Source organism: Streptosporangium sp. NPDC051023 (assembly GCF_040689595.1).
Lineage (GTDB): Bacteria > Actinomycetota > Actinomycetes > Streptosporangiales > Streptosporangiaceae > Streptosporangium.
In genome coordinates this window covers 1-26,795 of the sequence record NZ_JBFBCE010000038.1, presented here as the reverse complement: position 1 = coordinate 26,795, position 26,795 = coordinate 1, and the positions used below count along the sequence as shown (strand labels likewise).

The 26,795-nt window shown below is 68.0% G+C and carries 29 protein-coding genes; 16 read left to right on the top strand and 13 right to left on the bottom strand.

What is annotated here, in order from left to right; genetic code table 11:
• The 3 genes from AB0395_RS24780 to AB0395_RS24770 all read right to left on the bottom strand — a co-directional run bounded on the left by AB0395_RS24780 (nt 1) and on the right by AB0395_RS24770 (nt 1,452).
• Nucleotides 1-204 (bottom strand): DUF397 domain-containing protein, encoded by a 204-nt coding sequence (locus tag AB0395_RS24780; RefSeq protein ID WP_366284281.1) that lies wholly within the window; start codon nt 202-204, stop codon nt 1-3.
• Nucleotides 197-1,027, bottom strand: coding sequence for a helix-turn-helix transcriptional regulator (locus AB0395_RS24775; protein ID WP_366284280.1), 831 nt, complete (start codon nt 1,025-1,027; stop codon nt 197-199). The genes AB0395_RS24780 and AB0395_RS24775 overlap by 8 nt, the downstream gene beginning before the upstream one ends.
• Before the next feature lie 161 nt (nt 1,028-1,188).
• Complete coding sequence (locus AB0395_RS24770) at nt 1,189-1,452, bottom strand: winged helix-turn-helix domain-containing protein (protein WP_366284278.1); 264 nt, start codon at nt 1,450-1,452, stop codon at nt 1,189-1,191.
• Between the two features lie 890 nt (nt 1,453-2,342).
• Here AB0395_RS24770 and AB0395_RS24765 point away from each other — a divergent pair.
• The 7 genes from AB0395_RS24765 (at nt 2,343) to AB0395_RS24735 (ending at nt 6,348) form a co-directional block, all read left to right on the top strand.
• Entirely contained in the window at nt 2,343-2,558 is a 216-nt protein-coding gene (locus tag AB0395_RS24765) for a hypothetical protein (RefSeq protein ID WP_366284276.1), read from the top strand.
• A complete protein-coding gene (locus AB0395_RS24760) occupies nt 2,555-2,974 on the top strand; it encodes a hypothetical protein (RefSeq protein WP_366284273.1) in 420 nt (139 codons plus the stop codon). Before AB0395_RS24765 ends, AB0395_RS24760 begins: the two co-directional genes overlap by 4 nt.
• Entirely contained in the window at nt 2,971-3,255 is a 285-nt protein-coding gene (locus AB0395_RS24755; RefSeq protein ID WP_366284271.1) for a hypothetical protein, read from the top strand. The genes AB0395_RS24760 and AB0395_RS24755 overlap by 4 nt, the downstream gene beginning before the upstream one ends.
• Nucleotides 3,256-3,509: 254 nt before the next feature.
• Nucleotides 3,510-3,743 carry a hypothetical protein gene (locus AB0395_RS24750; RefSeq protein ID WP_366284270.1) on the top strand — a complete coding sequence of 78 codons (234 nt, stop codon included), beginning with the start codon at nt 3,510-3,512 and terminating at the stop codon, nt 3,741-3,743.
• Nucleotides 3,744-3,861: 118 nt separating this feature from the next.
• Nucleotides 3,862-4,101 (top strand): BldC family transcriptional regulator, encoded by a 240-nt coding sequence (locus tag AB0395_RS24745; protein WP_366284267.1) that lies wholly within the window; start codon nt 3,862-3,864, stop codon nt 4,099-4,101.
• Between the two features lie 697 nt (nt 4,102-4,798).
• Nucleotides 4,799-5,206, top strand: a complete 408-nt coding sequence (locus AB0395_RS24740; RefSeq protein WP_366284266.1) for a YciI family protein — start codon at nt 4,799-4,801, stop codon at nt 5,204-5,206.
• Nucleotides 5,203-6,348, top strand: a complete 1,146-nt coding sequence (locus AB0395_RS24735; RefSeq protein ID WP_366284263.1) for a DUF6596 domain-containing protein — start codon at nt 5,203-5,205, stop codon at nt 6,346-6,348. The genes AB0395_RS24740 and AB0395_RS24735 overlap by 4 nt, the downstream gene beginning before the upstream one ends.
• Before the next feature lie 83 nt (nt 6,349-6,431).
• Here AB0395_RS24735 and AB0395_RS24730 read toward each other — a convergent pair whose 3' ends face one another.
• The gene (locus tag AB0395_RS24730) at nt 6,432-7,199 is read right to left on the bottom strand and encodes a PepSY domain-containing protein (protein ID WP_366284261.1); all 768 of its coding nucleotides are present in this window, start codon (nt 7,197-7,199) and stop codon (nt 6,432-6,434) included.
• Nucleotides 7,200-7,222: 23 nt separating this feature from the next.
• On the opposite strand from AB0395_RS24730, the gene AB0395_RS24725 reads away from it, so the two are divergent.
• The 3 genes from AB0395_RS24725 (at nt 7,223) to AB0395_RS24715 (ending at nt 12,852) form a co-directional block, all read left to right on the top strand.
• Nucleotides 7,223-7,657, top strand: a complete 435-nt coding sequence (locus tag AB0395_RS24725; RefSeq protein WP_366284260.1) for an SgcJ/EcaC family oxidoreductase — start codon at nt 7,223-7,225, stop codon at nt 7,655-7,657.
• A gap of 910 nt (nt 7,658-8,567) precedes the next feature.
• Nucleotides 8,568-12,152, top strand: a complete 3,585-nt coding sequence (locus AB0395_RS24720) for a DNRLRE domain-containing protein (protein ID WP_366284257.1) — start codon at nt 8,568-8,570, stop codon at nt 12,150-12,152.
• 91 nt (nt 12,153-12,243) lie between these two features.
• Complete coding sequence (locus AB0395_RS24715) at nt 12,244-12,852, top strand: DUF6461 domain-containing protein (protein WP_366284254.1); 609 nt, start codon at nt 12,244-12,246, stop codon at nt 12,850-12,852.
• A 46-nt stretch (nt 12,853-12,898) separates the two neighbouring features.
• Here AB0395_RS24715 and AB0395_RS24710 read toward each other — a convergent pair whose 3' ends face one another.
• From AB0395_RS24710 to AB0395_RS24700, 3 genes are all read right to left on the bottom strand, one after another.
• On the bottom strand, nt 12,899-13,570 hold the full coding sequence (locus AB0395_RS24710; protein WP_366284252.1) for a flavin reductase family protein: 672 nt from the start codon (nt 13,568-13,570) through the stop codon (nt 12,899-12,901).
• Nucleotides 13,571-13,728: 158 nt separating this feature from the next.
• Entirely contained in the window at nt 13,729-15,321 is a 1,593-nt protein-coding gene (locus AB0395_RS24705) for an alpha/beta fold hydrolase (RefSeq protein ID WP_366284249.1), read from the bottom strand.
• Between the two features lie 223 nt (nt 15,322-15,544).
• Nucleotides 15,545-16,531 (bottom strand): NAD(P)-dependent alcohol dehydrogenase, encoded by a 987-nt coding sequence (locus tag AB0395_RS24700; protein ID WP_366284246.1) that lies wholly within the window; start codon nt 16,529-16,531, stop codon nt 15,545-15,547.
• Between the two features lie 280 nt (nt 16,532-16,811).
• On the opposite strand from AB0395_RS24700, the gene AB0395_RS24695 reads away from it, so the two are divergent.
• Nucleotides 16,812-17,546, top strand: a complete 735-nt coding sequence (locus AB0395_RS24695; RefSeq protein WP_366284244.1) for a DUF2306 domain-containing protein — start codon at nt 16,812-16,814, stop codon at nt 17,544-17,546.
• Here the strand turns inward: AB0395_RS24695 and AB0395_RS24690 are convergent.
• Nucleotides 17,536-18,192 (bottom strand): response regulator transcription factor, encoded by a 657-nt coding sequence (locus AB0395_RS24690; protein ID WP_366284242.1) that lies wholly within the window; start codon nt 18,190-18,192, stop codon nt 17,536-17,538. The two genes, AB0395_RS24695 and AB0395_RS24690, sit on opposite strands and share 11 nt — an antisense overlap.
• The gene (locus AB0395_RS24685; RefSeq protein WP_366284240.1) at nt 18,189-19,328 is read right to left on the bottom strand and encodes a sensor histidine kinase; all 1,140 of its coding nucleotides are present in this window, start codon (nt 19,326-19,328) and stop codon (nt 18,189-18,191) included. Before AB0395_RS24685 ends, AB0395_RS24690 begins: the two co-directional genes overlap by 4 nt.
• A 287-nt stretch (nt 19,329-19,615) precedes the next feature.
• Between AB0395_RS24685 and AB0395_RS24680 the strand changes: the two genes are divergently transcribed.
• On the top strand, nt 19,616-20,527 hold the full coding sequence (locus AB0395_RS24680; protein WP_366284237.1) for a DUF4429 domain-containing protein: 912 nt from the start codon (nt 19,616-19,618) through the stop codon (nt 20,525-20,527).
• A 154-nt stretch (nt 20,528-20,681) separates the two neighbouring features.
• Here the strand turns inward: AB0395_RS24680 and AB0395_RS24675 are convergent, their stop codons facing one another.
• Complete coding sequence (locus AB0395_RS24675; protein ID WP_366284236.1) at nt 20,682-21,086, bottom strand: YchJ family metal-binding protein; 405 nt, start codon at nt 21,084-21,086, stop codon at nt 20,682-20,684.
• 297 nt (nt 21,087-21,383) lie between these two features.
• On the opposite strand from AB0395_RS24675, the gene AB0395_RS24670 reads away from it, so the two are divergent.
• On the top strand, nt 21,384-21,743 hold the full coding sequence (locus AB0395_RS24670) for an STAS domain-containing protein (RefSeq protein WP_366284233.1): 360 nt from the start codon (nt 21,384-21,386) through the stop codon (nt 21,741-21,743).
• Between the two features lie 83 nt (nt 21,744-21,826).
• Here the strand turns inward: AB0395_RS24670 and AB0395_RS24665 are convergent, their stop codons facing one another.
• Nucleotides 21,827-22,780, bottom strand: coding sequence for a sensor histidine kinase (locus AB0395_RS24665; RefSeq protein ID WP_366284231.1), 954 nt, complete (start codon nt 22,778-22,780; stop codon nt 21,827-21,829).
• Nucleotides 22,777-23,598: an MEDS domain-containing protein gene (locus AB0395_RS24660; RefSeq protein ID WP_366284228.1), complete on the bottom strand. Its 822-nt coding sequence runs from the start codon at nt 23,596-23,598 to the stop codon at nt 22,777-22,779. Before AB0395_RS24660 ends, AB0395_RS24665 begins: the two co-directional genes overlap by 4 nt.
• Before the next feature lie 291 nt (nt 23,599-23,889).
• Here AB0395_RS24660 and AB0395_RS24655 point away from each other — a divergent pair, with 291 nt between their 5' ends.
• The 3 genes from AB0395_RS24655 to AB0395_RS24645 are packed head-to-tail and all read left to right on the top strand — an operon-like array spanning nt 23,890 to nt 25,858.
• Nucleotides 23,890-24,573: a hypothetical protein gene (locus AB0395_RS24655; protein ID WP_366284227.1), complete on the top strand. Its 684-nt coding sequence runs from the start codon at nt 23,890-23,892 to the stop codon at nt 24,571-24,573.
• 42 nt (nt 24,574-24,615) lie between these two features.
• Nucleotides 24,616-25,293: a hypothetical protein gene (locus AB0395_RS24650; protein WP_366284224.1), complete on the top strand. Its 678-nt coding sequence runs from the start codon at nt 24,616-24,618 to the stop codon at nt 25,291-25,293.
• Complete coding sequence (locus AB0395_RS24645) at nt 25,253-25,858, top strand: HAD hydrolase-like protein (protein WP_366284221.1); 606 nt, start codon at nt 25,253-25,255, stop codon at nt 25,856-25,858. The genes AB0395_RS24650 and AB0395_RS24645 overlap by 41 nt, the downstream gene beginning before the upstream one ends.
• A 68-nt stretch (nt 25,859-25,926) precedes the next feature.
• Here AB0395_RS24645 and AB0395_RS24640 read toward each other — a convergent pair.
• A partial coding sequence (locus tag AB0395_RS24640) for an HAD-IC family P-type ATPase (RefSeq protein WP_366284218.1) occupies nt 25,927-26,795 on the bottom strand: 869 nt, incomplete at its 5' end.

Here is a 26,795-nt window from a genome sequence, read left to right as displayed (position 1 = left end):
TCAGAGGCTCCCGGTACGGATACCCACCAGGAAGTCGCTCCAAGCAGCCGGAGAAAAGGCCAAAGCCGGACCAGAGGGATCCTTGCTGTCGCGGATGGCGACGAGGCCAGGAAGATTGGTAGCCACCTCGACACAGTCGTTACCGGTGCCGCTGAGGCTGGACTTACGCCAGCAGGCCGTAGCCAAGGCAGGGGAATCAAACATGGTCACTCCTTGCCGCGGCGAGGAAAGCCGCGGACTCTTCGGGGGACAAGGCCGCGCCAGCGAGGCGCTCAAACGTCAGCATAAGCAGCTTCACCTGTCCTGGCGCTTCTACGTAGATATCGCCTGCGGGGCTCTCGACGTATCCGACATCAGGGTCGGCTGGCTCGCTGAACGACATGACAGAGAAGGCTCCTTCCAACCCGCGATGCAAGCCCACCCGGCGCGGAAGGATCTGAAGCGTGATGAGTTCATGGTCAGCAAGCCCGAAGAGTGTCTCGATCTGCTCGGCCATGACTCCGGGATGCCCGATCGGTTGTAGGACGGTTTCGTCGATCACCACATGCAGTACAGGCGGGGTGACCAATGCGATCTTCCTTGCCATCCGAGCAGCGACATGGCGGTCTACGTCTGACTCGCTGAGATCTGGGCGCCCTGCACGAAAAAGTTCCCGCGTATACCTTTCCGTTTGAAGCAAGCCCGGGATGAGGAGCGGTTGCCAAATGCGGATCTCCGACGCCTCAGCTTCGAGCCCGATGAAGGATCCAGTGAAGACATCACTGTAGGCGGTCCACCAACCGCGCTGGCTGGCGTCTTTGGCGAGCTGGATCAGGCCAGCTTTGGTCGAGGAGTCTGTACCGTACAAGTCGCAAGCATTGGCAACGTCAGCGCCGGAGACGTTGATACGGGCGTTTTCGATGCGGTTTACCTTGCTTTGCGACCAGCCGAGGTGAACAGCGACAGTATCCACGCTGAGGCCTGCGGTCTCGCGCAGTCGCCGCAGTTCACGACCCAGTCGGCGATGGCGCACGGTGGGGGACTTCATTGGCATAGCGTCATTCTGTCGCTACCCCTCGTAAAAATCTCTGTGCATACCGCTTGCGCATGTGCAGTATGCACGACCATGATGAGTGGGGTAAGCATCGTTCCCAGCCGGGCATTGAACGACTATCCACAAGGTCCCGGGAGCAGTGCCACCATGCCCTATTAATCCAAGCTTTGCCCCCATTCCTCCGGAGGTCTTACAAAGGTTCCCTTGCCGACGATCGTCTTGATCATCCCTTCGCTCTTAAGAATGCGCATCACCTTCTGGACGGTCACCCGCGCAACGCCGAATTCCTGCTGAAGCCGATCAAGGCTTGGCACCGGCGACCGGGATGGATAAACACCGGTCTCTATCCGCTTCCGCAGGACTTCATACAACTGCTTCCAGATCGTCTGATCTTGATCCCACTCCCAATCCTGACTCATGAGCGGCACCGTAGACGGGTGCAGTTTACCCCCGTTAGTTCGCTCCTGATGCAGTCTGGTGCAGCACACTGCATCAGACTGCAGAAACCTAAAAGCAGACCCGCTGCCGGTCTCCTACACCGACAACGGGTCCTTGATCAGGAAGGCTCTCCTGACCGATGCCTAACCCTAGTGCTCCGGTCCTTGACCGGCCGACGATGAGAGACGGGTGCGGCTGCTTCACCGATGCCGCACCGATGCCCATGGGGTGTGCTTTATGTGGGCACGCCCCCTACGCGCACGGCTGTCCCGGTCGCCGGACCGATCACGACTACGTCCAGCCGGACGGCACGCTGATGGCAGCGCGGCTTCAGGAACGGCGCCGCACCGGAAGGTACGCCCTTCCCCCTATCGAAGCGCCCGCCGAAACGGCTCCCGTCGAGGTGATCCCGCTGGTGCCCGCCCAGCGTCGACCCGAACCGCCCGCCGTACGGGCATCCCCTCTCGTCCCGGAGACGCCGCCCGTCCTGGAGACCGCTCAGCCCACACCCCCGAAAGCACCCTTCCGGATCGAGTCGCCTCCGCGCCCGCCCGCCACGGCCGTACCGATCCCGACCACACCGCCGCTACGGTCGTCGCCCTCCAGGCGGACGAAGCGACCCTCCCCCCATCCGCGCTCCCGGCCCCTCGAACCGTCTCGTCCCGGCATCTCACGCATCGGCGGTTCCCGTCCCGTCCGCGACCGCGCGTCTCCCTCTCGTGGCCCCGGTTCGACCAGGACCACCATCCCCAGGTCACGGCCGTCCGCGCCGGACGGCATGTCGCGTGCTCTTCCCGCTCACCCCATAAGCCAGGTCCGGCCGGATGTCCGCGATGTCGGTCGAGCCCTTGATCGGAGGAAGGTCAGATCCATGGAGAATGCCAGGTCCATCCCGAAGAACCAGGCGATTCCCGGCTGGCGGCTGATCATCAGCGACGCCGGGCGGTTCTGGGCCATCCGCCAGACCCCCTTCCCCATCGCGGCGATGCAGGCCGGAGCCGACCCTGCCGTGGACGCCGACACCTTCCCCGAGGTGCAGGCGGCGGTGGAGCGGCAGGAGGAGATCGCCCGGCAGGTGATCTCGTGATCCGGCGCCTGTCCCGTTCGCCGGGGCGCCACCGCGCCGGGCAGCCCCGTACCAGCGTGCACCGCCGTCTGTGGGACGGCCCGGCCCGCGCTGAGGTCAAATGCTTGGAACGTTCCCGTCCTGACTGGGCGGTTCTCTACAGCCTGGGACGGCGCCGCTTCTACGCCATCGCCACCTGGCCCACGCCCGAGCCGGTGATCGTCGAGGACGACACCGCCGCAGGGCTGGAAGGACAGATGCGCGAGAAGGAGACGGCCCTCACCTGGCAGTCCCTGCTCGTGTCCACGTCGTCTCCGTCCCCGGCCACGCCCTCGTCTCTGTCTTCGGCCGGGTACGGCGGCATCGCCGCTCTGGGGCGTGCCGCGCTCCCGCAGCAGGCCTTCGCACCACAGCACCCCTACCGGAGGACCGCATGATCCCCACTTCGGACTCGGGTGTCGCACATCAACGATGCGACACGGTGCAACAGGCCCACCCCGGCTGGCTGATCTTCCACAACTCGGAGACCGGCGCCTGGAGCGCCTACCGTCGTACCTTTCCCGACAGACAGGAGATCATGGCGGGCATCAGGCTCCTGATCAGGGCGGACTCGGCCGAACGGCTGGAAGGGAAACTGGCCGCCCAGGCCGAGATCCTGGCCGCGCTGTCTGCCTCCGAGCCGCTGCCGGGCGTCCTCCGGACCTTCCTGCGGTCCTGACCTCATCCGGTACGGCATCGCGCGCACCTGCGGCAGGCCGTACCCCTTGAACGTGCGATCCGGGAGGAGGGGCCCGGGTCGCACACCCTCGTGCGGTTCCCGAAGCGCACCGGGGAAGCGGAAACCGCGCGGGTCTGCACCCGCCTGCCCACCCAAGCCGATGCAGACCCTGGTGCCCGGCCCGGACCCCCATCCAGGCCGGGCACCACCCCTACCCCGTAAGAAGGCCAATCCACCTGGCGAGAAAGCCGACCATGACCGACCGCGACAACGCTCTGATCAGCCTGCTGGGCAGCATCTACCCTGGCTGGCGCTACGAGCAGATCTTCCTGCCAGGCCTGCCCCGCTGGTGGGCCCACCGCCTCGGACGCATCACCGCCGCCCAGCATGCCGCCGGAGCACGGGGCTCGGTGGGACGCACCACCCCGGAGCGGCTGGCCGCAGCGCTGGCCGTACACACCGGCATCCTGCACCGCGTCCGCCACTGACCCCATTCGCCCCCGGGACAACCCGCCTCACCTCACGCCCGTCAGATCACCGACACTCCTCGTCCCGTCACCGTTCCGCGCACCGTCCTCATTGCCCGACGCCTGTCAGGAGATCTTCATGGAAGGCATCCAAATCATCGCCCCCGGCGACTCTGCCGTCACCGCTCCCGCTATCGAGCCTCTGCTTACCCCGGCCGAAGTGGCGGCCCTGTTCCGAGTCGACCCCAAGACTGTCAACCGATGGGCCAAGTCGGGAAAGCTCACATCCCTTCGCACCCTGGGCGGCCACCGCCGCTACCTCGAATCCGAAATCCGCGCCTTACTGGCCGGCAGGCACCCCGCCTCTGACACGGCATAAGACAGCGTTGTTTCTCGTAGCTCTCAGCTGACCTGTCATCGGCTGTCCGATGATCATCCCCAAGCATGGGGAACACGTCGGTTCCGACGGCGAGAAACACCACAGGCGCCCTCAGTCTTTGCGCGTTCGCCCAAAACAGCAAACCCACCAAACGCTAACCTGTCATCACCACCCACCTTCTAAGCAACAGGCAGTGCGCCCGAAATGTCCGAGTCATCGAAAGTGCTCAATTTTCACCCTCACCGCCAATAAACCCGCAGGTCAGCAAGTCTGCTCCCCGCGCACGCGGGGATGGCCCCACCGTCAGCCGCTCCCCTTTGCGGGCAGCTTTCTGCTCCCCGCGCACGCGGGGATGGCCCCTCCGACTCGGCGATCCGAGGGAACGTCACGTGCTGCTCCCCGCGCACGCGGGGATGGCCCCCAGAACCAGTCGATCGAGTCGTGGTCGGCGATCTGCTCCCCGCGCACGCAGGGATAGCCCCTGGTCGGACAGGTGTCGTCTTCCCGGCTCGGCGTCCTGCCCCGTCCCGACGGCACGCGGACAGGACACTGCTGGCCGTACGGGTGCCGCAGCGGCGGTGACAGCCAGAGGAAAGTTCTGGAAATCAGCACGCTTCTGGGTGTCGAGAATGTGGTGCCGGCTCCGTCCCAGGGGCACGAGTGGCCACGACGGGCCGCGCGACGAAGGAGAACTACCATGAAGTACCTGCTGCTGAAGCACTACCGAGGTGGCCCGGCCCCCGTCGTCGACTACGGGTCGATAGACCGGTGGACGCCGGAGGAGATCGACGCGCACGTGCAGTTCATGCGCGACTTCGCCGCCCGCCTGGAGGAGACGGGTGAGTTCATCGACGGACAGGCACTGGCACCCGAGGGCGCGTTCGTGCGGTACGACGGCGAGGGGCGCCCGCCGGTGACCGATGGTCCGTTCGCCGAGACCAAGGACCTCATCGCCGGCTGGATGATCATCGATGTGGAGTCCTGGGACCGCGCGGTCCAGCTGGCCGGGGAGCTGTCCGCCGCTCCCGGGCCCGGCGGCAAGCCGATCCACGAGTGGCTCGAGGTTCGGCCGTTTCTCACCGAGTCGCCCACGGTGACTGAGTGAACGAGTCGCTGCTGCGGGAGCTCGTGCCCGCGGTGATCGGTGTCCTCGTCCGGCGCGGAGCCGACTTCGCGTCGGCCGAGGACACCGTGCAGGAGGCCCTGATCCGGGCGCTGGAAACCTGGCCGGACGATCCACCGCGCGATCCGAAGGCATGGCTCATCACGGTCGCGTGGCACAGGTTCCTCGACACCGCCCGTGCCGAGGCGTCGCGGCGGGGGCGGGAGCTCGCCGTGGAGGTCGAGCCTCCCGCCGGTCCTGCGCCCGCCACGGACGACACGTTGCGGCTCTACTTCCTGTGTGCGCACCCCACCCTGCCGCAGGGCTCGGCCGTCGCCTTGACGCTGCGCGCGGTCGGCGGCCTGACCACGCGCCAGATCGCGGCGCCATATCTCGTCCCCGAGGCGACCATGGCGCAGCGGATCAGCCGGGCCAAGCGGCGGATCGCGGGACTGCCGCTCGACCAGCCCGGCGATCTCGGGACGGTGTTGCGGGTGCTCTACCTCGTCTTCAACGAGGGGTACAGCGGAAACCTCGACCTGACGGCCGAGGCGATCCGCCTCACCCGCCAGCTCGTCACCTTGACCGGCGAACCCGAGGTCGCCGGCCTGCTCGCGCTCATGCTGCTGCACCATGCGCGCCGCGCGTCCCGCACCGGCCCGGGAGGTCGCCTGGTGCCCCTTGGCGAGCAGGACCGGTCGCGCTGGGACACCGGCCTGATCGCCGAGGGGGTGGCGATTCTGCAGGCCGCGCTGGCGCGCGACCGGCTGGGCGAATACCAGGCGCAGGCCGCCATCGCCGCCCTGCACGCGGACGCCCGGAGCGCCTCCGAGACGGACTGGGTGCAGATCGTGGAGTGGTACGACGAATTGCTGCTCCTCACCGGCAGCCCGGTGGTGCGGCTCAACCGCGCGGTAGCGGTCGGGGAGGCCGACGGACCGCAGGCCGGTCTGGCGGCGCTGGCTGACGCGGACCCCGACCTGCCCCGTTACACCGCGGTGACGGCATACCTGCACGAACGCGCCGGCGACCTCGGGCACGCCGCCGAGCTGTATGCCGAGGCCTCCCGCGCCGCTACCAGCGTGCCGGAGCGCGACCACCTCACGCGAGAGGCCGCACGAGTGCGGCAACTGCTGCGGCCGTGAGTCGGATTCCTCCTGGCCGCTGAACCCTCTACCGGAGATCTCTGTTCGGAGAGTGCGACACCGATCGGACCTCGCACAGGGCGCTAGCCGTTCTTGGCCACGGCACCGGTCTTGGCATCGACCTTGACCTCGTGCCAGGTGCCGTCCGAGGTGACGACATCGACATCCCAGACGAGGAGGTCGTTGCTGTATCTGTCCAGGCTCATGTGGGCGATCTTGCCCTGTGGCACCGCGGAGGACACCTTCCTCGCCGCCTCCTCGAAGGTCACCTTGGCACCCTTGATGATGCCCTTGACCCTGGTCTTCTCCTCTTTACCGGTGTCCTTGACCCTGGCTTCCGAGAGCGCCTTTCCTGACGCGTCCACCTCCAGCAACCGTTCGGTGCCGTCGGGATCGGCCAGCTGGACCCCCCATATCGCGCCGCCGTTCTCCGACTGGACCGAGAGGGCAGTGGAGCCCGCGACGGCGTTCACGGCCGCGGCGGCCGCCTTTTCCGCGCTCGCCGTACCGCCGGGTTCCTGGCTGGGGTCGCCCGGTGACGTGAGTCCGGCGACGGCCTCCCCCACGGGGGCCACTTCGAGGGCACCGGAGTCAGTGTGGGCGCTCCCGCAGGCCGCAGCCGTGAGCAGGGCCGAGCCGATGAAGATGATGCCGATGATGGTCTTTGCCTGTTTTCCGCCATTCATGCTGGTGACGCTGCCCGAAACTCCATAAAGGCACGCCTGGAAGTCGGGCAACATGGTCCTCGCCCACTCCCGCTCACGACCTGGCCAACCATCCACCCGACCAATCCCCAATAAACGGGGCTGCTCGCCGCGCGCACGGGAATGGCCCGACTTGACCTCAACCATGGTTGATTTTCGACACTGGGGCCATGTTGACGGTTGACGAGATAATCACCGAGATGCAGCGGACCTGGAACGCCGGTGACGGCACCGGGTGGGCGGCGAATTTCGCGGAGGACGCGGAGTTCGTCGACGTGGTGGGGCGGGTGCAGCACGGCCGGGAGGTGATCGCCCGCGAACACCAGAAGATCTTCGACACCATCTACCGGGGAAGCCGGCTCGAGATACGACTGGTGGCCGTCCGTCCCATCGGCGACGGAGTGCTGCTGGTGCGCACGACGACGACGCTGCGGGTCCCCTCAGGGCCGCGAGCCGGAGACACACACGCCATCCAGACGAAAATCATCCGGAACGGACAGATTCTGGCATTCCACAACACCATTCGGTCGGACATAGCGGACTTCGCACAGCGGGACGACGACCTGGCCCGACTGTCCCCGCTGGGATGGGACGCGAGTTCCTAGCCGTACTCGCCAGGCTTCAAAAGCGCGGCGCCCGCCCCGAGAGGGAAACCGGGCGCCGCGCACTTTCACCGCCAATAAACCCACAGGTCAGCAAGCCTGCTCCCCGTGCCTACGGGACGGCCCCGCCCGCGCCAAAACCGAGGCCCAAGCCGCTCTTCGCCGTTTTTGGTCATGGTTCACCTCGGATCCGGCCTGTCCGCGCTCGATCCACTGAGCGGCGTTGCGCCGGAAGGCATGTCACGGGATACGGTCATCACTTTTTCTCCTGCGATCCCGAGGTGCGCACTCGAAGGATCATGACGGTTTTCCTCATTTCACGATGTCCCACCGCCTTCCGCGGAGGGGTGTACATCGCCCTGCGACGGCAATCGTTTCTTCTACCGCCTTGCGAATGCCGGCCGGATCGGACCGAATTTGATTTAAGCCCGCCTCTTTTTACCGTCTCAGCGGCGCCGTCTTACGGTCACGACAAACGGAACACGGCGATCGGCACCGCTCCAAGCCCTGCACGACTCCCACTTCGACCCACGACGAACTTCGCCGCCACTCCATCGGCCAAGGACGAACCGATCATCCGGAAAAGGCCGCACGACAGACCGGAATGTAAATGCGATCAGCCTCGTCTGAAATCCCGATTTGCGATGGACGCACACCAGATCACATGGACGAGAGCACCGATGTGACGCACATCACACTCCGATCGCCGTTGCCCGAAGTCAGGCGCACTCAACCCCTCTGACTATGCACGTCAAACATGTCTGCCAATGGTTGGAGACTTTCCGTGATCGGTGCAGCACTTCTCGGGCATTGACACACATCTGTCGCGCAATGAAGCTCGAATATGTTTCACGACATCCCAGGCCTGGCTGTCGAGTCCATTCGCGATACCACCTGGCAGCAGAGGAACTTCATGAGCGATAAATCAACCACATTACCGAGAAACGCGCTGCTTCGGCGGCGATTATTCGCCGGAACCGCCGCGTTGACCGCGGTCGTGCTGTCGGCCCCGCTGTCCGCGCTGACAGGGCTCGCCCCCGCCGCGGCCGAGGCCCCGCCGACTCCCTCCGTGCAGGATCCCGCTCAGCCGAGGCAACTCGACCAGGCCAGGCGGGAGGCGGTCAGCCGTCACACGCCGGTCGAGGTGGAGGCGTGGACGACGGAGACGGCGCAGTTCTTCGCCAAGCCCGACGGCAAGACCATGCAGGCGTATCTGAACACCGGGCCGGTCCGCGTGAAGCGGGCAGGCCGGTGGCACGACATCGACACCACCCTTGTCGAGAAGGGCGAGACTCTCGCCCCCAAGTTCGCCAAGAACGGACTGCAGCTGTCGACCGGCGGCAACGGCCCCGTGGTCAAGCTCCGGCACGAGAGAGGCCGTTCCGCGCTGCTCGCCCCCTCTGCCCTGCCCGCTCCCACTCTGGCGGGGAACACCGCCACCTATCGTGACGCGTACGGCAAGGGCATCGACCTGGCGATCTCGGCCACTCCAACGGGATTCAACCAGTCGGTGGTGTTCCGTGAGCGTCCCCGGCGCAAGACCACGCTCAGCCTGCCGGTGCAGCTTCCCCCCGGACTGTCGTACGCGGCAGCCGCGAACGGAAAAGCACAGCTCAAAGAGGGCAAAAGGAAAATAGTCGATATTCCCGACGTACCGATGCTTGACGCCGCGGCGATGAAAGGCGGCCCGGACGACGGCCGCCGCGGCGTGGCAAAGGTCTCGATGGGCGGCGACGCCTCGCAGCTGATCCTGTCGGCGGACACCACCTTCCTGTCCGACCCCGCCACCCAGTTCCCGGTGACCCTCCAGGCCGGAGGTTCGGAGTGGCTGGGAGCAGGCCGCGCCATCGACACGTTCGTCTCCAGCTCGCAGTATCCGAACTCGCAGGGCTCGTCCACCTGGCTCAGAGCCGGCAAGTCGAGCAACGGCGGCGAGACGTGGCGTTCCTACATCGGTTTCCAGATGGACGCCTCTTTCCAGCTCATGGGTGCCAACATCCTCAACGCCGACCTGCGGCTGTGGAACTATCGTTCCAACGCCTGTGGCCTGGAGGTCGGGTCGGGCATCCTGGTGCGCCGGGTGACCCAGGAGTGGACCCCGTCGACGATCTCCTGGAGCTCGCAGCCCGCGACCACGTCCAGTAACCAGGTCAGCAACAAGGCCGCCTACAGCGACACCTGTTCGTGGGGCGAGGGCGAGCTGTACTACTCGATCGAGGGCATCGCCCAGGCATGGGCGAACGGGGATCCTGACAACGGCCTGCAGCTCCGCGCGGTCAGCGAGTCCGACGCGACGAACTGGCGGCAGTACCGCTCGGCCGAGTACGGCTACTCCGCGGGTACGTCGGGACCGCGCGGCCCGGTCCTGTTCATCGAGTTCGAGCCCCCGCAGCAGTACTCCTACTTCCAGGCGGAGAAGCCGTCGAGTTCGCCTTCCCAGGCTGAGATCGACGACATCAAGAGCCGGGAGACCTCCGAAACGAATCCCACATTCCCGCTCACCGACGACCGGAAGATCGTCGAGGCGGCCAAGTCGGCGAGCGAGTCGTTCGACGTCGACGCCGACACCCAGGAGACTCCCCCGGACCTGACTCCGGAAGAACTCGCAGATCTTGAAGATCCGGACACCGGCCCCGGTTACCGCGTCGAGCCCGACGATCCCGACGCCTCTCCCTCTCCTACCCCTACTCCCACGGTTCCCTCTCCTTCTCCCACGCCCACAGGCTCCCCCTCCCCCTCTCCCACCGGCCCGTCGGGAGAGGAAGAGGTTCTGGAACTGCCTTTGACGTCCGCCGTCACCACCACCAACTGGGGATACGAGGAGCAGGGCGGTCCGGAGCTCGCCGCGGGCAGCTACGACTGGGAGGACGGCACCTACGACCTCTCCCGGACGTACCTGAAGTTCGACACCTCGGCCCTGGCCGGCAAGACGGTGGTGAACGCGCATCTGAAGCTCCGCAACCGATACGGCTACTGTCCCGATCACACCGCCGCGATCAAGGTGTCTCAGGTCACCGGCCCATGGAACGGGGCGAGCCTGACATGGGACTCCCAGCCCACGACGAGCGCCACCCAGATCGGTGCCGACTCGGACCCGCCCTGCGAGGATGTGGCGGACATCAGCTGGACCGTCACCCCCATGGCCAGTGCGTGGGCGTCGGGCGCGGCTGACCACGGAATCCAGCTTCGCGCGGTACCCGAGGCCCAGCCGGGCTCGCTTGAGCGTTACTTCGACTCGACCACGTCGGAGCAACCCGATCCCGTCGCGCCGGTGCTCTCGGTGACCGTCGTCGGACCACCCGCAACCGCGAGAACGGCGGCCCCGGCGAAGGTGAAGGCGAACGCGGCAGCGGCGGTTCCGGTCGGCGGCGGCTTCATGACCGAGGCTCAGTGCCGGGAACACACGACCGAGGCGAAACGTCCGGGTGTCAACACACCGACGACCTTCTACCCGGGCGGCTGGCAGAAGGACCGCTTCAACTGGTGCGCCATCCGCCAGGTCGGCATGGAGAACAGGAGCTGGTCGACGCCGCAGGTCAACCATTACATCAATGGTGAGGCGACCATCCGGATCCGGAGCTACAACGCCGGAAAGGACAAACACGAGCGCACTTTCCAGGTCCGCGTCACGGTGAACAACTTCACGTTCAAGGGGCTCGCGTATCCGCGCTGGGCCAGGGTCACCCTGGGCATGAACCTGAAAAAGCCGCCGGGAACACAACGCTGCCAGATCGTCGGTCAGACCTCGTACACGTATCACCATTCGGCGTGGCCCAACACGGAAGCCGTGTTCACCGTGACCTCCGTCGACGACAACGACTACGACGATCTCGACACCGTCGCGGTCTGTAAGCCGCGTTTCTGGTCGAAGGTGACAAGCCTGACGGAGACGGTTTCGGCGCGATCCTACGACACCGTTCCGTCGATCCGATGTGACAGCGCCGCATATCTCGTCAGTTCCATCGGCGCGGGGTGCGTGGTCTACTACGAGGCGCCGACGCTGACGTACAAGCTGTCGGATCCGGCTGATCCGACCGTACCGTCAAACGATCCGAACTCCACGTACCGGTCCGTAGCGGGACACGTTTGGACCGCCCTCAACCAGCCGCTGAAGACGATCCCGTACAACCCCAACAAATCAATACCTGGAAGGTCGGGTTCACCATTGCCGCTCTACAGGTCGGTCAACGCGACCTGGAACAGGGCCAGCGGCCGCATCATCAGGGCGGAGTGCGACAAGCTACCGGACTACGATAAGAGCATCAGACAATGTGACGAATACCCTTTCAACGCCACAACGTCGAGCGCCTCCAGAGCATCGAACCAGTCCTACTCGGTACGTCCGGTGACCAAGACCGGAAACTCCAGCGCGGGCGGAAAGCTGGGACGTTTCCTCACCAACCAAAGAATCCTTGGCCGTGACGGTTCTCTGCAGAGGGACGTCCTGAACTGGGACCCGTTCTACGTCAACGTCACCCGCCCGGCACCTCCACAATAGGAATGCGGTAGAAATCAGGAACGCGGATAGGATCACGGGGGAACGGATATCCGTTCCCCCGTCATTCCTCGCGTCCTGGGCAGGTCAGGTCATGTACGAAGACGTGTTCCAGCACTACAGATCCCTGCTCAGGAGCCAGCCCATCGAGCTCGGCGCCTGCTGGGGAGTCCTACGGGGCGACCCGCGGCCGCTGACCGTCGAGGAGGTCGTGCGCCGCCTCGGGCATGAGACGGACGAACTGCGGCAACACGCCCTCGACGAATGGCCTGAGCTCGACGGGGCCCCGCTCCACCTCGTCACAGCCCAGTCCGCCGTGATGACCGTCGAACCGCACGGGGCACGGCTCTCCTCACCCGGCCTGCTGGAGTCCCTCAGTGCCGACGCCCGGATATGGAGCGTTTCCTGGAACACCGACCAGCAGGCCTGGCTCACCTACGCGCGTGACGGAAGGTGCCTCGCCACCTACGATTTCCTCTACGAGCCGTCGGCCGGCGGGGACGAACCCGATGTCTTCGACCGCTATCACGAATTTCTCGCCGAGCACGTGGACGTGGATGAAGAGGACGACTCCGGATACGAGCAGACGCTCATCCGATGGTGGGCGGCGGGAATGACGGTCGTCGAACTGGCCAGTGGCGTCAGGCTGGAGACAGCCCTCCTCGAAGGTCCCCTGCCCACCCTCCTGTACGACGAGATGTAGCGGGCTTTCCAGCGAATCGGTGGCCGCCGCGAGGTGGCCAACCGCGTCACCGGAGGCCGTCGGCCCGGCCGGGGTTTCGCGGGGTCTGGGAGCGGAAGGTGTGGCCGAGTTCGGGGCCGAGCCCGAAGTAGTGACGGAAGTTGTAGATCAACGGACTCCACAGGGCCGGGTCGACGTGCTGGGTGCCGGGCACGACGATGCGAGGGTCGGCGTGGACCTTGAGAACGTGGGCCTCCACGATGAGGAAGTCGTCGGTGGCGTCGGTCCGGACCCGGGCGGCGCGGGCCTCCAACTGGATCGGGCACTCGGCGACCCGGGGCGGACGGACCTCGCCGGACGGCTCGGGCCGCAGGCCCGCGGCCTCGAACTTGGCCCGCTCGAAGCGGAACGTGCCTCGCTTGTACTCCGGCATCGGGTCAGCCCCGGTCAGCGACGCGAGGCGTTCCACCGCGGGCCACTGCCGCGGCTCCGGCAGGTTGATCACCATGTCGGGGCGGACGGACAGATTCCGCCCGGTCTGACCTTCGATATCCAGGCCCAGGACGATCACCTGCCCGAGCGCCCAGGCGGAGGACATCGGGGCGAGGTTGAACGATCCGTCCTCGTTCTCGGTCGAGAGCAGCACGACGGGCGTCCCGAAGTACAGGATGCTCGGTGTGATCGTCACATGGTCGGCAGCCGTGTCAGAGGATGCGTCGCGGTGCATGGTGATGTCCATGGGCCCGACCGTACAAGCGGATCATTTCGGCGCCCGCCGAAAGATCGCGCACGTCACCGAACCGGTGAGGGCAGGCGGGAAAGGCTCCCTTTTCCGATCCTGCCCTCATCGGCCACCGGGGTGTTCCACCAGGTCACCGAGGCCGGCCCGCTCCGGGCTCAGCATTCGGTGCCGGGTAGGGGCAGCACGCGGTCGGTGAGGTAGCGGTCGATGTGCTCGCGGGCGCAGGCGTTGAAGGGATACAGGGTGTGGCCCGGCCCCTCGTGGCGGATCGTGACGCTGCCCGGCACCTGTTTCACCGCCCGCTCGGTGGCGTCGGACTCGACCCACGCGCCCGCGCCCAGCAGCGGGGGGAGGCCGTCCGGCAGGGCCTTCGGCGGGTTGGTGACCGTCACCGGCCAGCCGACGCACGCCAGCGTCCCTGTCACCAGGGTCGCGGCGGCCCCGGTGTCCGGTGCGAGCCTCCGCAGCCGGGTGACCGCCGCCGCCATCTCGGAACGGTCCCGGAAGCGTGGCCAGTCGAGGCACTCGGTGACCGGGGTCGTGAGATCCGGATAGCGCGCGCCCCGCTGCGGGGCGAGGCCCGAGGCGTCGCCGTTGACGGCGTCCTGAACGGCCTGCGCCAGCGCGGGCCACTGCGCCTCTCCCTGCCTGGCGAGACCGAGCGCGAGGTCCTGCAGGTCACGGGCGTTGTAGTGCGCGCCTACGCGTTTGGCCGCGATCGGTGAGCGGTCGGCCTTGGCGATCAGCTTTCGCCAGCTCCGGGCGGCGTCGTCCAGGGGGCAGGTGTCCGCGCCGTCGCACCAGTCGAAGAAGCGTCGCATCGCCGCCTCATGATCCCGGGCGGACTTGCCGACCTCCTTCAGCCAGTCGGCGTCGCCGTGGTTCATGGTGCCGTCGAGCACCATGGCGCGCACCTGCGCGGGGAAGAGGCGAGCGTAGGCCTGGGCGTACAGGCCCGCGTAGGAGGCGCCGTAGAAGTTCAGCCTCGCCTCGCCGAGTGCCTTCCTGATCGCCTCCATGTCCCGGGCGTGGTCGGCCGAGCTCATGTTCGCGAAGAACTCCGGGTCACCGTGGCGGCAGGCCTCCGCGTATCCGCGGTTGGTGTCGGAGAGCCTGCCGAACTCGGCGTCGTCCGCGGGGAACGCCGGGTAGGGGATCCGGGTCCAGGTGCACGGCAGCCCGTCGCTCAGCCCTCCGAACTGCTCGCCGTACCCGCGGGTGTCCCAGGTGACGACGTTCATGCGGGTGCGCAGCTTCGCCCACATGTCGGGATGGGCCTCGGTGATGGCGATGCCGGGGCCGCCAGGCCCGCCGTACGCGACCAGGACCGAGCCCTCGGCGGTGCCGGTTGCGGGCAGGCGTCCCAGTTTCAAGGTGATCCTGCGCCCGTCGGGTCTGCCCCAGTTCACCGGGACCTGGAGATCGGCGCACTGCATCCCGGCCTTGTCACCGGGGTCACCGGGGTCACCGGGACATGGCTGCCAGTCCAGGGCCGCCGTTCTCATCGCCTGTGCCGAGGTCGCCACCCGCGCAGAGTCCGCCGTCTGCGCGAAAACCACCACCCGCGCGGAGGCCACTGTCTGCGCGGAGACCGCCGCCGATGGGACGCCCGCGACGGCCAGCACGATGACAAGGGCGACTCTTCCCGGCACGCCGGTCGTCGAGCGCGCGCCCTCGCGCGTCATGCCGCGCCCGTTGACCACGGAAGCACGGTCCTGTCTCCTACCGGAATTCCATCGTTTGATCATGCTGACCACGTTAGGGACCGCGCCCCGGCCGGGGCTGCCCGCAAAAGTGACCGATTCCGTCAACGAAAGGTGATGGTGGAAGCCTCGTCACTCGCGCGCCCCGCCCTCCCCCGTCACCGACGCCGGTCGGGCGGAACGGCTGGAGGCGGCTCACCGGCCCAGCCCGTCGGCCCGGCTCACCGCGTCGGATTCACCGGCCATCGCACGCGGCGCCCCCGGTGTCTCAGATCTCGATGACGACCTTCCCCGGGGCGTGTCCCTCCTCCACGTATCTGACGGCCGCCGGGATCTCCTCGAACGGGTAGCTCCGGTCGATGACCGGAGTGAGCCTGCCGTCCTCGGCGAACTCGGTCAGCGTCATCAGGTTCCGTTTGTTCTCCGTGCACCGGACCACGTCCGCCATGGTCAGTCTCTGGGACACGAACGGCGAAACCGCGAGCGCGGAGATTATGTGACCCATGGGTTGCAGCCATCGGCCGCCCTGCCCGCCGACGGCGACATAGGTCCCCCTGGGGGTCAGCACCCGCCTGCACGCCGATCCCGGGCGGCTTCCCGCGATGTCCAGCAGCAGGTCGTAGCGCTGTCCGTGCCGCGTGAAGTCCTCCTTGGTGTAGTCGACGACCTCGTCGGCGCCGATCGATCGGACCAGGTCGACGTTCCGCGCGCTGCAGACGCCGGTGACGTGCGCGCCGAACACCTTGGCGAGTTGTACGGCGAACGTGCCCACACCTCCCGAGGCCCCGTTGACGAGAACTCTCTGCCCCGGCTGGATTCGCCCCTCGTCGCGCAGGCCCAGCAGGGCGGTGTTCGCCGCCAGCGGTACCGCCGCCGCCTGCCCGAACGACAGGTTCTTCGGCTTGGGCGCCAGCTCGCCCTCCTTGACGCAGGCGTACTCGGCGAAGCCCCCCTGCTTGGACATCGCGAACACCTCGTCACCGGGGTGGAACTCCGTCACGTCCCTGCCGACCGCCTCGACCTGTCCCGCTATGTCGGCGCCCAGGATGTCGATCTTCGGCCTGCGCAGGCCGAGACCGCCGCCCATCAGGCGCGCGAGATACGGCTCTCCCCTCATGAGGTGCCAGTCGTAGGGCTGGACGGAGGTCGCGCGCACCCGGACCAGCACCTCGTCGTCGCCGGGCACGGGCTTGTCGATGTCGGTGAGATCCAGGGCGTCGGGTGAGCCGTACGAGCGTAGGACGAACGCCTTCATCACATTCTCCTCATTTACCGTGAGTGCGGGTGTCAGCCGTGCGCCAGCCCCATCGGGAACCAGCGCACCCATGGATCGACGTCACGACCCGCGTTGACGGGGCGGACGCGTCGCCGACCGGACAGCGACAATCGCGTCCCGGGCCACGAGAAATCAGCGTAGAAGCCCTGCACAAAGGGCTCATCAGCCGAAAGTACGCCTAATTGGCGGATGATCGGCCGACGCGAATCGGGCCGTTCTGTCGATGAGCCGCAACCGTCTCGGCCGTCACGATCAGGTCATGACCGACGAGAGCCCGGCAGGGCGCTTTCCATCTCCGCGGTCGCCGCGAAGCGGCCGGCCCACGGACGACCGGAACACGGCACCGACTTTCATCGCGGACTCCTCCGCCAGGGCGGGCTGGCTCATACCCACCGGCCTGATCGCACTCAGCGCCATTCCGATGGCCGCCGGAGCCATCCGCCTGACCGAACTGACGGGCGGGGCGGAGATCACGCCGGAGAACGCGCGGTTCTTCGCGGCGCCCCTGCCCATAGTGCTGCACATTCTCAGCACCATCCTGTACAGCGTTCTGGGGGCCTTTCAGTTCGCCCCCCGTTTCCGCCGCCGCAGGCCCGGCTGGCACCGCGTCGCCGGGCGATTCCTGGTTTTCTGTGGAATCGTCGCCGCGCTTTCCGCGCTGTGGATGACCCTGTTCTATCCCCGCTCCGACGGTGACGGTGATCTTCTTTACGGCTTCCGGCTCATCTTCGGCTCGGCCATGCTCCTGTCCGTTGTTCTCGGCTTCGCCGCGATCCGGCGGCGAGATGTCGCCCGGCACCGCGCCTGGATGATCCGCGGTTACGCGATCGGCCTGAGCGTGGACACGCAGGCATTGACCCTGTTGCTCTGGTTCCTGATCTTCGGCACACCCGGCGAGATCCCCAAGGCACTGCTCATGGGCGCCAGCTGGATGATAAACCTCGCCGTGGCCGAATGGATCATCCGTAGGAAGCAAGCCCGGATCAGTGCTTGACGCGGTTGGTCTCGTAGGCCCACATGGCGATCTCGACGCGGTTGCGGGCGCCGAGCTTGGCCATCAGGCTCGCGATGTGGGACTTGACGGTGCTGAGGGAGATGTGGAACTCGTCGGCGATCTCGTTGTTGGTCCGCCCGCGTGCCACGGTGGCCAGAATCTGTTCCTCCCGGTCCGTGAGCACCTCGATGGGTTGCGCCGGCGGTGAGGCGGGCCCGGTTCTGGCGAAGGTTCCGAGCAGCCGCGCGGTGATGCTCGGGGCGATGAGGGCGTCACCGTTGGCGGCGGCGTGGATGGCCTGGGAGAGCATGGCGGCGCCCGCGTTCTTGAGCAGGAAGCCCCTGGCCCCGGCGCGCAGGGCGGCGTAGACGTACTCGTCGAGGTCGAACGTGGTGATGACGACGACGGCGAGGGGGTCGTCGACGGCCGGTCCGGCGAGGGAGCGGGTGGCCTCGATGCCGTCGAGGCCGGGCATGCGGATGTCGAACAGGCACACGTCGGGGCGCAGCCGCCGGGCGAGCTCGACGGCTCGCCGCCCGTCGGCGGCCTCACCGACGACCTCGATGTCCGGCTGGGCGTCGAGGATCATCACGAGCCCGGTGCGGGCGATCTCCTGGTCGTCGGCGACGATCACCCGGATGCTCACGTCGCCGCCCCCACCCTGGGCAGTACGGCGGTCACGGTCCAGCCTCGGTCAGGACCGGGGCCCGCTTCGCAGGTACCGCCGAGCAGGTCGGCGCGTTCGATCATGCCGATGATTCCGTATCCCGGTGACGCGGCCGAACGCATGCGGCCGCCGTCGCCGTCGTCGCTCACGCGCAGGCGCACCGAGGTTTCGTCGGCGTCGACGCGGACCTCGACGCGGGTGGCGTGCCGGGCGTGCCGCCGGGCGTTGGTGACCGACTCCTGGGCGATGCGGTAGATCGCGGCCTCGACCGACGGGGAGAGGTCGCCGATGTCGCCCGAGATCCTCACGTCGACGGACGGGCCGGAACGGCTCTGGTTCGCGAGCTGTTCGAGGTCGGCAATCTGGCGGCCGGGCGCAGGCTCCGCGGGGTGGTCCCGGCGCAGGAGATGGACCATGGCGCGCATCTCGTCGAGGGCGCGTGCCGCCTCGGCCTCGATGACGTGGAGTGCCTCGGTCGCGGCGTTCGGCCGCGACGCCGAGGTGGCGAGGCCCGCCTGTGCCCTGATCGCCATCGCCGAGACGTGATGGGCGACGGTGTCGTGCAGGTCGCGGGCGAGTCGTTCGCGTTCGAGCAGCTTGATCTGGTCGAGCTCACGTGCTCTCGCTCCGGCCCGGTATCGGAGCGCGCCGCCCAGGGTGACGCTGGAGAATACGACGACGAACGCGCCGACCGTGTCGCCGGGGGCGAGACGGCCGGAGAACAGCGAGAGGGAGACCGCGACGATCATGGCCGTCAGCCCGATCACGGCCTCGCGGCCGGATCCCCACCGGAACAACGAGTACAGCAGGACCAGCACGTATGCCAGGGTGTACGTCTCCGGAGAGGCGCCGCCCATCAGCAGCGGCGCCAGGTTCGTGACGGCGAAGACGATCAAGACCATCAGCAGGGGCCTGGCCCGGCGCCACAGCAACGTGGGCACCAGCCCGACGGTGACGGCCACCGAGACGACCCGCCACGGAAGATCCGGCCGCAGAATCCCCTCGAGCAGGACGACCGGCACGAGCACCCCCGCGAACACCCAGTCGCGCCACCCCCGCGGCGGCGGGTCGGCGGGTCGGGGTTCGTTCCACACAGAGCGCAGCAGGCCGTGCACCACATCATCGTACGAGAGACCGTGTCACCCTGGATCATCCGAAAACACAACACTCGCATTTCCCAGGGCACCCGCCACGGGCTCGATCCCCTCGTCCTCGGGCAGGTCACCGGTCACGTACTCGACCGTCCTCGGGCAGGTCACCGGTCACGCACTCGACGCCGTCCCCGGGCTCGCGACCGCCGGCTCGACCTGGCGGGCCCCGGCGGCCGGCCCGATTCAGGCGAGATCGTCCGGTCCCGTCGTACGGCATGAGCGGCGGTGATCAGAGCGTTAGGCTGGCGGTCATGACGGAGATCTTCGTGCCGGACGGGTCATGGACGTTCGACAGCGAGACCCTCAGGGTCGTGCCGGGCGGAGACAGAGGCGTCCACGAACTGCGCAAACTCCTCGGCGAACTGACGATTCCGCTCGCCGCGATCGGCAGCGTCTCCTTCGAGCCCTCACGCAAGGGCGGCAGCCTGCAACTCCGCCTGCGGCCGGGGGCCGACCCGCTGTCCGACGTGGCCGCAGGACGGCTCACCGAGCCCGCCGACCCCTACCGGCTGGCCGTCCCCAAGGATCGCGCCGGAGCCGCCGCCTACCTCGCCGACGAGGTGCGCGACTGCCTCGCGATCGAGCGGGCGCCGAGCACGCCCACGGGATCGTTCCTGCTGCCGGGCCCTGCCGTACCGATCTCCGCGACCGCGGGTGACGGCACGGTGAGCTTCGACGGCCACGCCGTCCGGCTGGACTGGACCATGTTCGCGAAGGCCGCCAAGCAGGAGGCGGGCCCGCAGACCCTCGCGCTGGAGGACCTGACCGGCGTGGAATGGGCCCCGCAGTCGGGCATGAACTACGGTCGGCTGCGCTTCCACCTGAACGGCGCGGCCCCCGCCCGATCGCCGGAGGAGGACCCGCACTGCGTGTCCTGGGGCGTGCAACGTTACGGCGGCTCGACCGTCCTGGTCGCCGCGGCCGTACTGGCCAGGCTGCCCCGCACCCCTCGCCGACCGGCGGCGCCACCCGCGCTATCCCAGGCGCCTACCCCGTCGGACGAACGGGAGACACTGCTGCGCCGCCTGGCCGACCTGGAGAACCAGGATGCCGTGCTGCGCCGTCTCGGAGAACTCGGCGAACTGCACCGCTCCGGCGTGCTCACCGAGGAGGAGTTCAGCTCGGCCAAGCAGGCGCTGCTGCGCCGCCTGAACGACGGCTGAGGCGGCGGCCTGCGGGCGGCTCTCTCTGGGGACTCTTCAGACCGCCGACAAGAGCCGAAAAGAACCGAAGAGGTCCGAGGAGTCAGTGGGCCGGCGAGGTGGCTCGTGACCGGTGACGGTCAGATGAGGCCGCCGAACGGTCGTGCCGAGGAGGTCAGATCGCGCCGAGGTACACCCAGGCTCCGTCGTACCTGACGAACCTGCTGTGCTCCTCCATCTCCCCCGCCGCGCCCCGCTCCAGGTAGTGGGCGCGGAACCGCACCGTCCCCTCGGTGTGCACGGCGCTGCCGCCGGTGGTCTCCAGGATCTCCAGACGCACCCAGCGCACCCCTCCGCCGAGATCGAGGTGCCCAGGGCGGGTGGTCGGATGCCAGGTACGCAGCAGATAGGCGGTGTCTCCGACGCTGAAGGCGCTGAACCGGGAGCGCATCAGCGCCTCCGCGGTGGCGGCGGCCTCTCCCCGGTGCAGCCGACCGCAGCAGTCGCGATACGGCACCGCGGTCCCGCACGGGCACGAGAGAAGGGCGGTGGAGCGGGGCTGGACACGGCGTCGCGACATCCCCTCATTCTGCCCGGTGACGTCGAAGGCCGGACTCTCGTACGAGGCGATCACCCGCGAGGCTCAAGACGCTCTCGGCCTCGCCCCGTTCGCGTCGGGCTCGACCGCATCGCCCTGGACGGGCGCCGTGCGAGCCGGAGGCGACAGCCCGGGCGGCTTGCCGCACAACGAATTGGGCAAAAATCGTTAAAGATGCCAATCGGTATCGAATGCCGAGCTGTATCGGCACCGAATCCGAATACCTGGTAGGACGGGGGGAACGCCCGCCCTGTGAACCGCGGGCCTAAGGAGTTTCCCATGTCACCGGAGAGCGCGAACGCACTGTCCATATCATCGGGCTCACGGGGAAACGTCGTCGTGATCCGTGCGGTCGGCGAGCTCGACTACGACTACGCGCCCATGTTCCGGCGGGAACTCACCGAGCTCTGGGGCACCGGCCCCTCCCCCTCGCTCATCCTTGATCTCACCGGGCTCACCTTCTGCGACTCGACCGGCCTCGCCGAGCTGCTGTGGACCCTCCACCGGAGCAGGGAGACCGGGACCCACCTCGTGCTGGCGGGCGTGAACCGCACCCTGCGCCAGATGCTGGCCACCACGGGGCTCCTGCAGTTCTTCGAGCTGTCCGCCTCGGTCGAGGAGGCCCTGGAGGACCACTGAGACCGCCACTGAGACCGCCTTGGCGCGGTACGGCCACGCCCCGCGAACCCCGTGCCGCCCGAGCCGGGAACCAGGTGCGTCCCTCAGGGCTGGGGAAGCGTGATGTGCAGGCGGATGAGCGTGCCGGTCTCGGGGGTCGAGCGGATCTGCACCAGGTCGCACAGCTGGTGGACCAGCCACATGCCCCGGCCGTGCAGGGAGCGAGGAGAGGGCACTCTGCGTCCGATCATGGGGTCGGTCATCACTCCCGCGTCACGGAACTCACAGACGAGCGTGCCCTGCCGTACCCACGTGCGGAGGGTCCCGTGCCCGCCGCCGTGCGCGATGCTGTTGCCCGCGATCTCGGTGACCGCGACGAGGGTCTCCCGTAGCCGGTCGCCCTTCAGCCCGTACGGCCCCGCACAGGCGACCACCTTGTCCCTGACCGCCGCGAGGTCTCCCCTTGAGTAGGCGAACTCCTCGAAGGGGTCGCAGGCGGGTTCGAGATCGTCCCAGGTGAAGGGCACCTGGGCGAAGTCTGGATACTGCTGGTGGACTCCCTCCCGCAGCGCGAACGGATGGCACCGGCTGATCGCCCGCATGGTCTCGGGATCGATCGTGTCGGTGTCGTAGGGGCACAGCAGCCACCAGGCCGGTGAGCCGGTGAAGGCGAGGTTCAGCAGCCACTCGTGATAGCGCAGTTCCTCGATCTCCGCGGTGCCGCGCCCGTTCCAGTCCGTCTCGCCGATGCCGCGCACCGGCCTGCCCTCCCTCGCCTGCTCGCCGATCCAGCGCTGCCAGGCGGGGATGAGCCTGGCGGGGTTGCGGCCGAGCGCGGAGACGTCCATGAACACCACGCGCGGGTCGGAGCCGGTCAGCTCCCCGCGGAGCATCCGCTCCCGGCTCTCCGGCACGGAGACCAGGACGATCTCGTCCGCGGCCAGGGCGTCGTCGATGAAGGGCAGCACCCCGGTGAGGAACTGTGCCTCGCCAGAGTAGGAGTAGATCTCGTGGCGGAGGCCGGCCGCATCCGCCACGCCGGTGGCCTCGGTGGTCATGGCGTCAGCTCCACGGGTATCTCGCAGCTGCTGTAGCCGAGCATCTCCCAGCACGCCCTCACTGTCGGGTTCGCGCCCTCGACTGTGATCCGGTGAACAGCGGTGCCCGTCGCGGCCTCCACGAGCGCGCGCATCCCGGCCGCGTCCATCAGCTCCAGCTCGTCGAGGCGGAGCCGTAATGTCGGAGAGAGCGCCGTCGCGGCGGCCAGGGCGGCACCGAACGCCACGGCCCCGTCGGAGTCGACGACCCCGCACACGGTCCAGCTGCCCGGTCCCGAGTTGAACATCCGAAACGACGGTCCAGAGCGTCCGTTACCCAGTTCGCGGGGGTGCACACATGCCACGTGGTCCAGCGTGGCGGCGCCGAAGCGGTCACGGCCGTACGCGCAGACCACGATGGCCTCGCTGTCGGCCATGAGCTCGTCGAGCCGCAGTTCGTGGTCGATCAGCACGTCCAGGCCGACCTCCGGCGACACGAGCTGATCCATCACGGCCAGCACGCGAAGGGCGCGGTAGCCCTGGCGTCCCGCCATGTCGGCCTCACGCCGCACGAGGCCGAGCATCGAGGCCAGGTCGGGCGTTGGACCGTCCCCGCGGACCGAGCGCGGGTCGACGAGGGTCGCGTCCCTCGGCATGCCCGCCGGCGGGAAGGGGGCGAGCGGCGACCCGACGATGACGACCTTGTCGCCGAAGAGCTCACCGTCGGCGAGAAACGCCGAGGTCGCGGCCGCGTATCCCTGGTGCGGGTCGACGATCCAGCACACGTGCTCGCCGACGTCGACCAGATCGAGCGTCGGCATGACGCCTGACTTCCGCACCGCGAACCCACCTCGCCCTCGCTGCGACACCCCGGGCGTAGCCTACTGCGCTTCCGAGAATGGGCCGGTCGCGTGGGATCCACGCTCCGAGCCTACGCAGGCCGTCCCTCCTGCCGCCTCCCGATATGCCCGCCTCTCCCGTGAGTGCCGAACGTCCCGAGGTCGAAAAATTCTGAGATACACGTTCGGTAAATCTCCCGCAGAGAGCTGACAAGTGGGTCAAAATCTTCTTACCGGGGAAATCCACTATTTCTCGAAAGTGGGGTCCCGATGCGGAAAGCAGTGCCGCGAATGACCGCTGCCGCCCTGCCCGAAAGGCTTGACGGGCTGCCGGTGGAACCCCGGGAGTTCATCCAACTGGTCTCCGTGGACTTCGCAGGGACCTACAACGTCTATCTGGCGGCCAAGGACGAGCGCCTCAAGATGACCCGGCTGTCCATGAGCCTGCTCGCCGCACCCTTCGCCGCCACGATCGCGCTGGTGAGCACGAAGGTGATCGATCCCGCGGCGCTGGCCTCGTGGGCCACGGTCCCGTGGTACCTGTTCGCGGTGACCGCGGCGTTCGGCCTGCTCAGCGTCCTGCCGTTCCTGCGGCTGATCGAGGCGGTGAACGCGCACATGCGGACCGCGCGGGCGCTCAACAACTTCCGCCTGCTCTACGTGGTCCAGCTCAAGGACCATTTCTCCGCCCTCGGCTGGACCCCCAACCTGCCGGTCGACCCCCGCTATCCGGAGACCTACGCGCCACTCGCCTGGCCCGGGATCAACGTCATGATGCTCGCCCTGGTCAACGGCTCCTACATCGCCGTCGGCGTCCTCGGCCTGATCGGCGCCGCCCCGAACGCGGCGCTCCTGGCCGTGGTCGTCGGGCTCCTCGCCCTGGTGCACTACTTCGTGTACTACGTCCGCGCCAACGTCTCCCGGCAGCGCCGACTCCCCCAGAATCCCTTCCATTTCCCCAATGTGGAGACCTGAATGCCCGACCTTCTCAGATTCGTGTCTTGTGGGGAGGCATGGATGTGGCTGCTCCAACACGTAAGGACCAACGGCGGCCCCGCCGAGGACGACCGGGGCCCGATCATCGAAGCCCCGGCGGTGCTGTTCGAGATCGCCGGACTCGGCTGGGAGGATCCGATTCTCCGCTCGTACGGCGACGCGAAGAAGATCCCGCTGTACAGCAGGAAGTTCAGCGAGAACGTGATCGTCCCGCCGTTCAAGTACAGCTACGGCGGCCGGCTGCGCCAGTTCCTCGGCGTCGACCAGCTCCGCTGGGTCACCGGGGTGCTGCGGGCCAAGCCGTACACCAAGAGCTGCTGGATCTCCCTCACCTCTCCCGGCGAGCCCCAGGACGCGGTGCCCTGCCTGACCAGCCTGGCCTTCAGGCTCCGCGACGAGCGGCTGGTGATGACCGCCGCCTTCAGGTCACAGAACGTGTACACCTCCTACTTGAACTACGTTCCGCTGCGTAGTATCCAGAGCGAGGTCGCCGACGGCCTCGGGGTGAGCTGTGGATCAATGAGGGTCTTCGTCGACGTTCCGCACATCTACACCGCGGACGCGGTCGCGGTCGGGGAGATCCTCCGGCTGTCGGAGCGCGATGGGCTCGGCGGGGGGACACCGGTACCAGGTCCTGCTGATCGACTTGGATGGGACCGTGGTCGACTACGCCCGGACGGAGCGCGACGCGCTTCATGAGGTCCACCGGCGCTTCTTCAGGACGGGCCGCCCCGAGTTCCTCGCCGCGTTCCACGCCGCGAACGAGCCTCTCTGGGCGGCCTACCGGGAGCACCGGATCACCCTCGCCGAGCTGCGGCTCGAACGCTGGGCCAGGATGGGCGCCCCGCCCTCGGCCGCGGCCGCCTTCGAGGACGCGCTCTGCCGGAGCGTGACCCTGTTCCCCGACGCCAGGGCCGCCCTGCGACGGCTCTCCCTGCGCTTCAGACTGGCCCTGGTGACCGACGGCATCGCCCACGTCCAGCGGGCCAAGCTGCGCCGTACCCGCATCGGCGGGTTCTTCGAACACGTGGTGATCGCGCCCGAGGTCGGCCTGCGCAAGCCGGACGGGGCACTGCTGCACCACACGCTGGACCTGCTCGCCGCCAGGACTCGCGACGCCCTGATGGTCGGTGACTCACCGGTGAGCGACGGCGGCTGCGCCAGGGCGGCCGGGGTGGACTTCTGCTGGGTGAACCGCACCGGCGCACCCCCCGCCCCCGGCGTCCCCGTCCGCCGGACCGTCAAAGCCCTGACGACCATCTGAATTCGTCCCCGTGCCCTACACGACCGTGCTGGAACGGTTCCTCGCCGACGGGACCTGGGACCCGATGATCATGTGAAGCGGCGGAGCCTGAGACTGTTGCTCACCACGAACACCGAGGAGAACGCCATCGCGGCCCCGGCGATCATCGGATTGAGCAGCCCGAACGCGGCCAGCGGCAACGCCGCCACGTTGTAGGCGAACGCCCAGAACAGATTGCCCTTGATCGTGGCCAGCGTACGGCGCGACAGCCGGATCGCATCGGCGGCCACCCGCAGATCACCCCGCACCAACGTGAGATCGGAGGCCTCGATCGCCGCGTCGGTCCCGGTCCCCATGGCCAGCCCCAGATCGGCCTGGGCCAGCGCGGCGGCGTCGTTGACGCCGTCACCGACCATCGCCACCGACCGGCCCTCGGCCTGCAACCGCCTGACCACCTCGACCTTGCCCGCGGGCAGCACCTCGGCGACGACCTCCTCGATGCCCACCTCCGCGGCCACCGACCTGGCGACGGCCTCGTTGTCCCCGGTCAGCAGCACCGGGGTCAGCCCCAGCGCACGCAGCTCGGCCACCGCCCGGGCACTGGTCGGCTTGACGGTGTCGGCCACGACCAGGACCGCGCGGGCCCGGCCGTCCCAGCCGGCCGCCACGGCCGTACGACCGGCCGCCTGCGCCTGCTGAAGCCCGCGCTCCAGCTCGGCGGGCAGATGCTGCGACCAGTCCGCCAGCAGCCGGGGGCGGCCGACGAGGACGGCGTGCCCGTCCACGACGCCCTGCACCCCGAGCCCCTCGACGTTGGCGAAGTCCTCCGGCGTGGGCAGCGCGCCCACCCGGGCGGCGGCCTGCCCGGCGATCGCCTGGGCGATCGGGTGCTCGGAGGCGTGTTCCAGGGCGCCGGCCAGCCGCAGCACCTCGTCATGGTCCTCGCCGTCGGCGACGA

Bases quoted from the DNA above. Each gene is read 5' to 3' on its own strand.
- AB0395_RS24780 (WP_366284281.1), bottom strand. From the start codon at position 204: ATGTTTGATTCCCCTGCCTTGGCTACGGCCTGCTGGCGTAAGTCCAGC.
- AB0395_RS24775 (WP_366284280.1), bottom strand. From the start codon at position 1,027: ATGAAGTCCCCCACCGTGCGCCATCGCCGACTGGGTCGTGAACTGCGG.
- AB0395_RS24770 (WP_366284278.1), bottom strand. From the start codon at position 1,452: ATGAGTCAGGATTGGGAGTGGGATCAAGATCAGACGATCTGGAAGCAG.
- AB0395_RS24765 (WP_366284276.1), top strand. From the start codon at position 2,343: ATGGAGAATGCCAGGTCCATCCCGAAGAACCAGGCGATTCCCGGCTGG.
- AB0395_RS24755 (WP_366284271.1), top strand. From the start codon at position 2,971: ATGATCCCCACTTCGGACTCGGGTGTCGCACATCAACGATGCGACACG.
- AB0395_RS24750 (WP_366284270.1), top strand. From the start codon at position 3,510: ATGACCGACCGCGACAACGCTCTGATCAGCCTGCTGGGCAGCATCTAC.
- AB0395_RS24745 (WP_366284267.1), top strand. From the start codon at position 3,862: ATGGAAGGCATCCAAATCATCGCCCCCGGCGACTCTGCCGTCACCGCT.
- AB0395_RS24740 (WP_366284266.1), top strand. From the start codon at position 4,799: ATGAAGTACCTGCTGCTGAAGCACTACCGAGGTGGCCCGGCCCCCGTC.
- AB0395_RS24730 (WP_366284261.1), bottom strand. From the start codon at position 7,199: ATGGTTGAGGTCAAGTCGGGCCATTCCCGTGCGCGCGGCGAGCAGCCC.
- AB0395_RS24725 (WP_366284260.1), top strand. From the start codon at position 7,223: ATGTTGACGGTTGACGAGATAATCACCGAGATGCAGCGGACCTGGAAC.
- AB0395_RS24720 (WP_366284257.1), top strand. From the start codon at position 8,568: ATGAGCGATAAATCAACCACATTACCGAGAAACGCGCTGCTTCGGCGG.
- AB0395_RS24715 (WP_366284254.1), top strand. From the start codon at position 12,244: ATGTACGAAGACGTGTTCCAGCACTACAGATCCCTGCTCAGGAGCCAG.
- AB0395_RS24710 (WP_366284252.1), bottom strand. From the start codon at position 13,570: ATGGACATCACCATGCACCGCGACGCATCCTCTGACACGGCTGCCGAC.
- AB0395_RS24705 (WP_366284249.1), bottom strand. From the start codon at position 15,321: ATGATCAAACGATGGAATTCCGGTAGGAGACAGGACCGTGCTTCCGTG.
- AB0395_RS24700 (WP_366284246.1), bottom strand. From the start codon at position 16,531: ATGAAGGCGTTCGTCCTACGCTCGTACGGCTCACCCGACGCCCTGGAT.
- AB0395_RS24695 (WP_366284244.1), top strand. From the start codon at position 16,812: ATGACCGACGAGAGCCCGGCAGGGCGCTTTCCATCTCCGCGGTCGCCG.
- AB0395_RS24680 (WP_366284237.1), top strand. From the start codon at position 19,616: ATGACGGAGATCTTCGTGCCGGACGGGTCATGGACGTTCGACAGCGAG.
- AB0395_RS24675 (WP_366284236.1), bottom strand. From the start codon at position 21,086: ATGTCGCGACGCCGTGTCCAGCCCCGCTCCACCGCCCTTCTCTCGTGC.
- AB0395_RS24670 (WP_366284233.1), top strand. From the start codon at position 21,384: ATGTCACCGGAGAGCGCGAACGCACTGTCCATATCATCGGGCTCACGG.
- AB0395_RS24665 (WP_366284231.1), bottom strand. From the start codon at position 22,780: ATGACCACCGAGGCCACCGGCGTGGCGGATGCGGCCGGCCTCCGCCAC.
- AB0395_RS24655 (WP_366284227.1), top strand. From the start codon at position 23,890: ATGACCGCTGCCGCCCTGCCCGAAAGGCTTGACGGGCTGCCGGTGGAA.
- AB0395_RS24650 (WP_366284224.1), top strand. From the start codon at position 24,616: ATGTGGCTGCTCCAACACGTAAGGACCAACGGCGGCCCCGCCGAGGAC.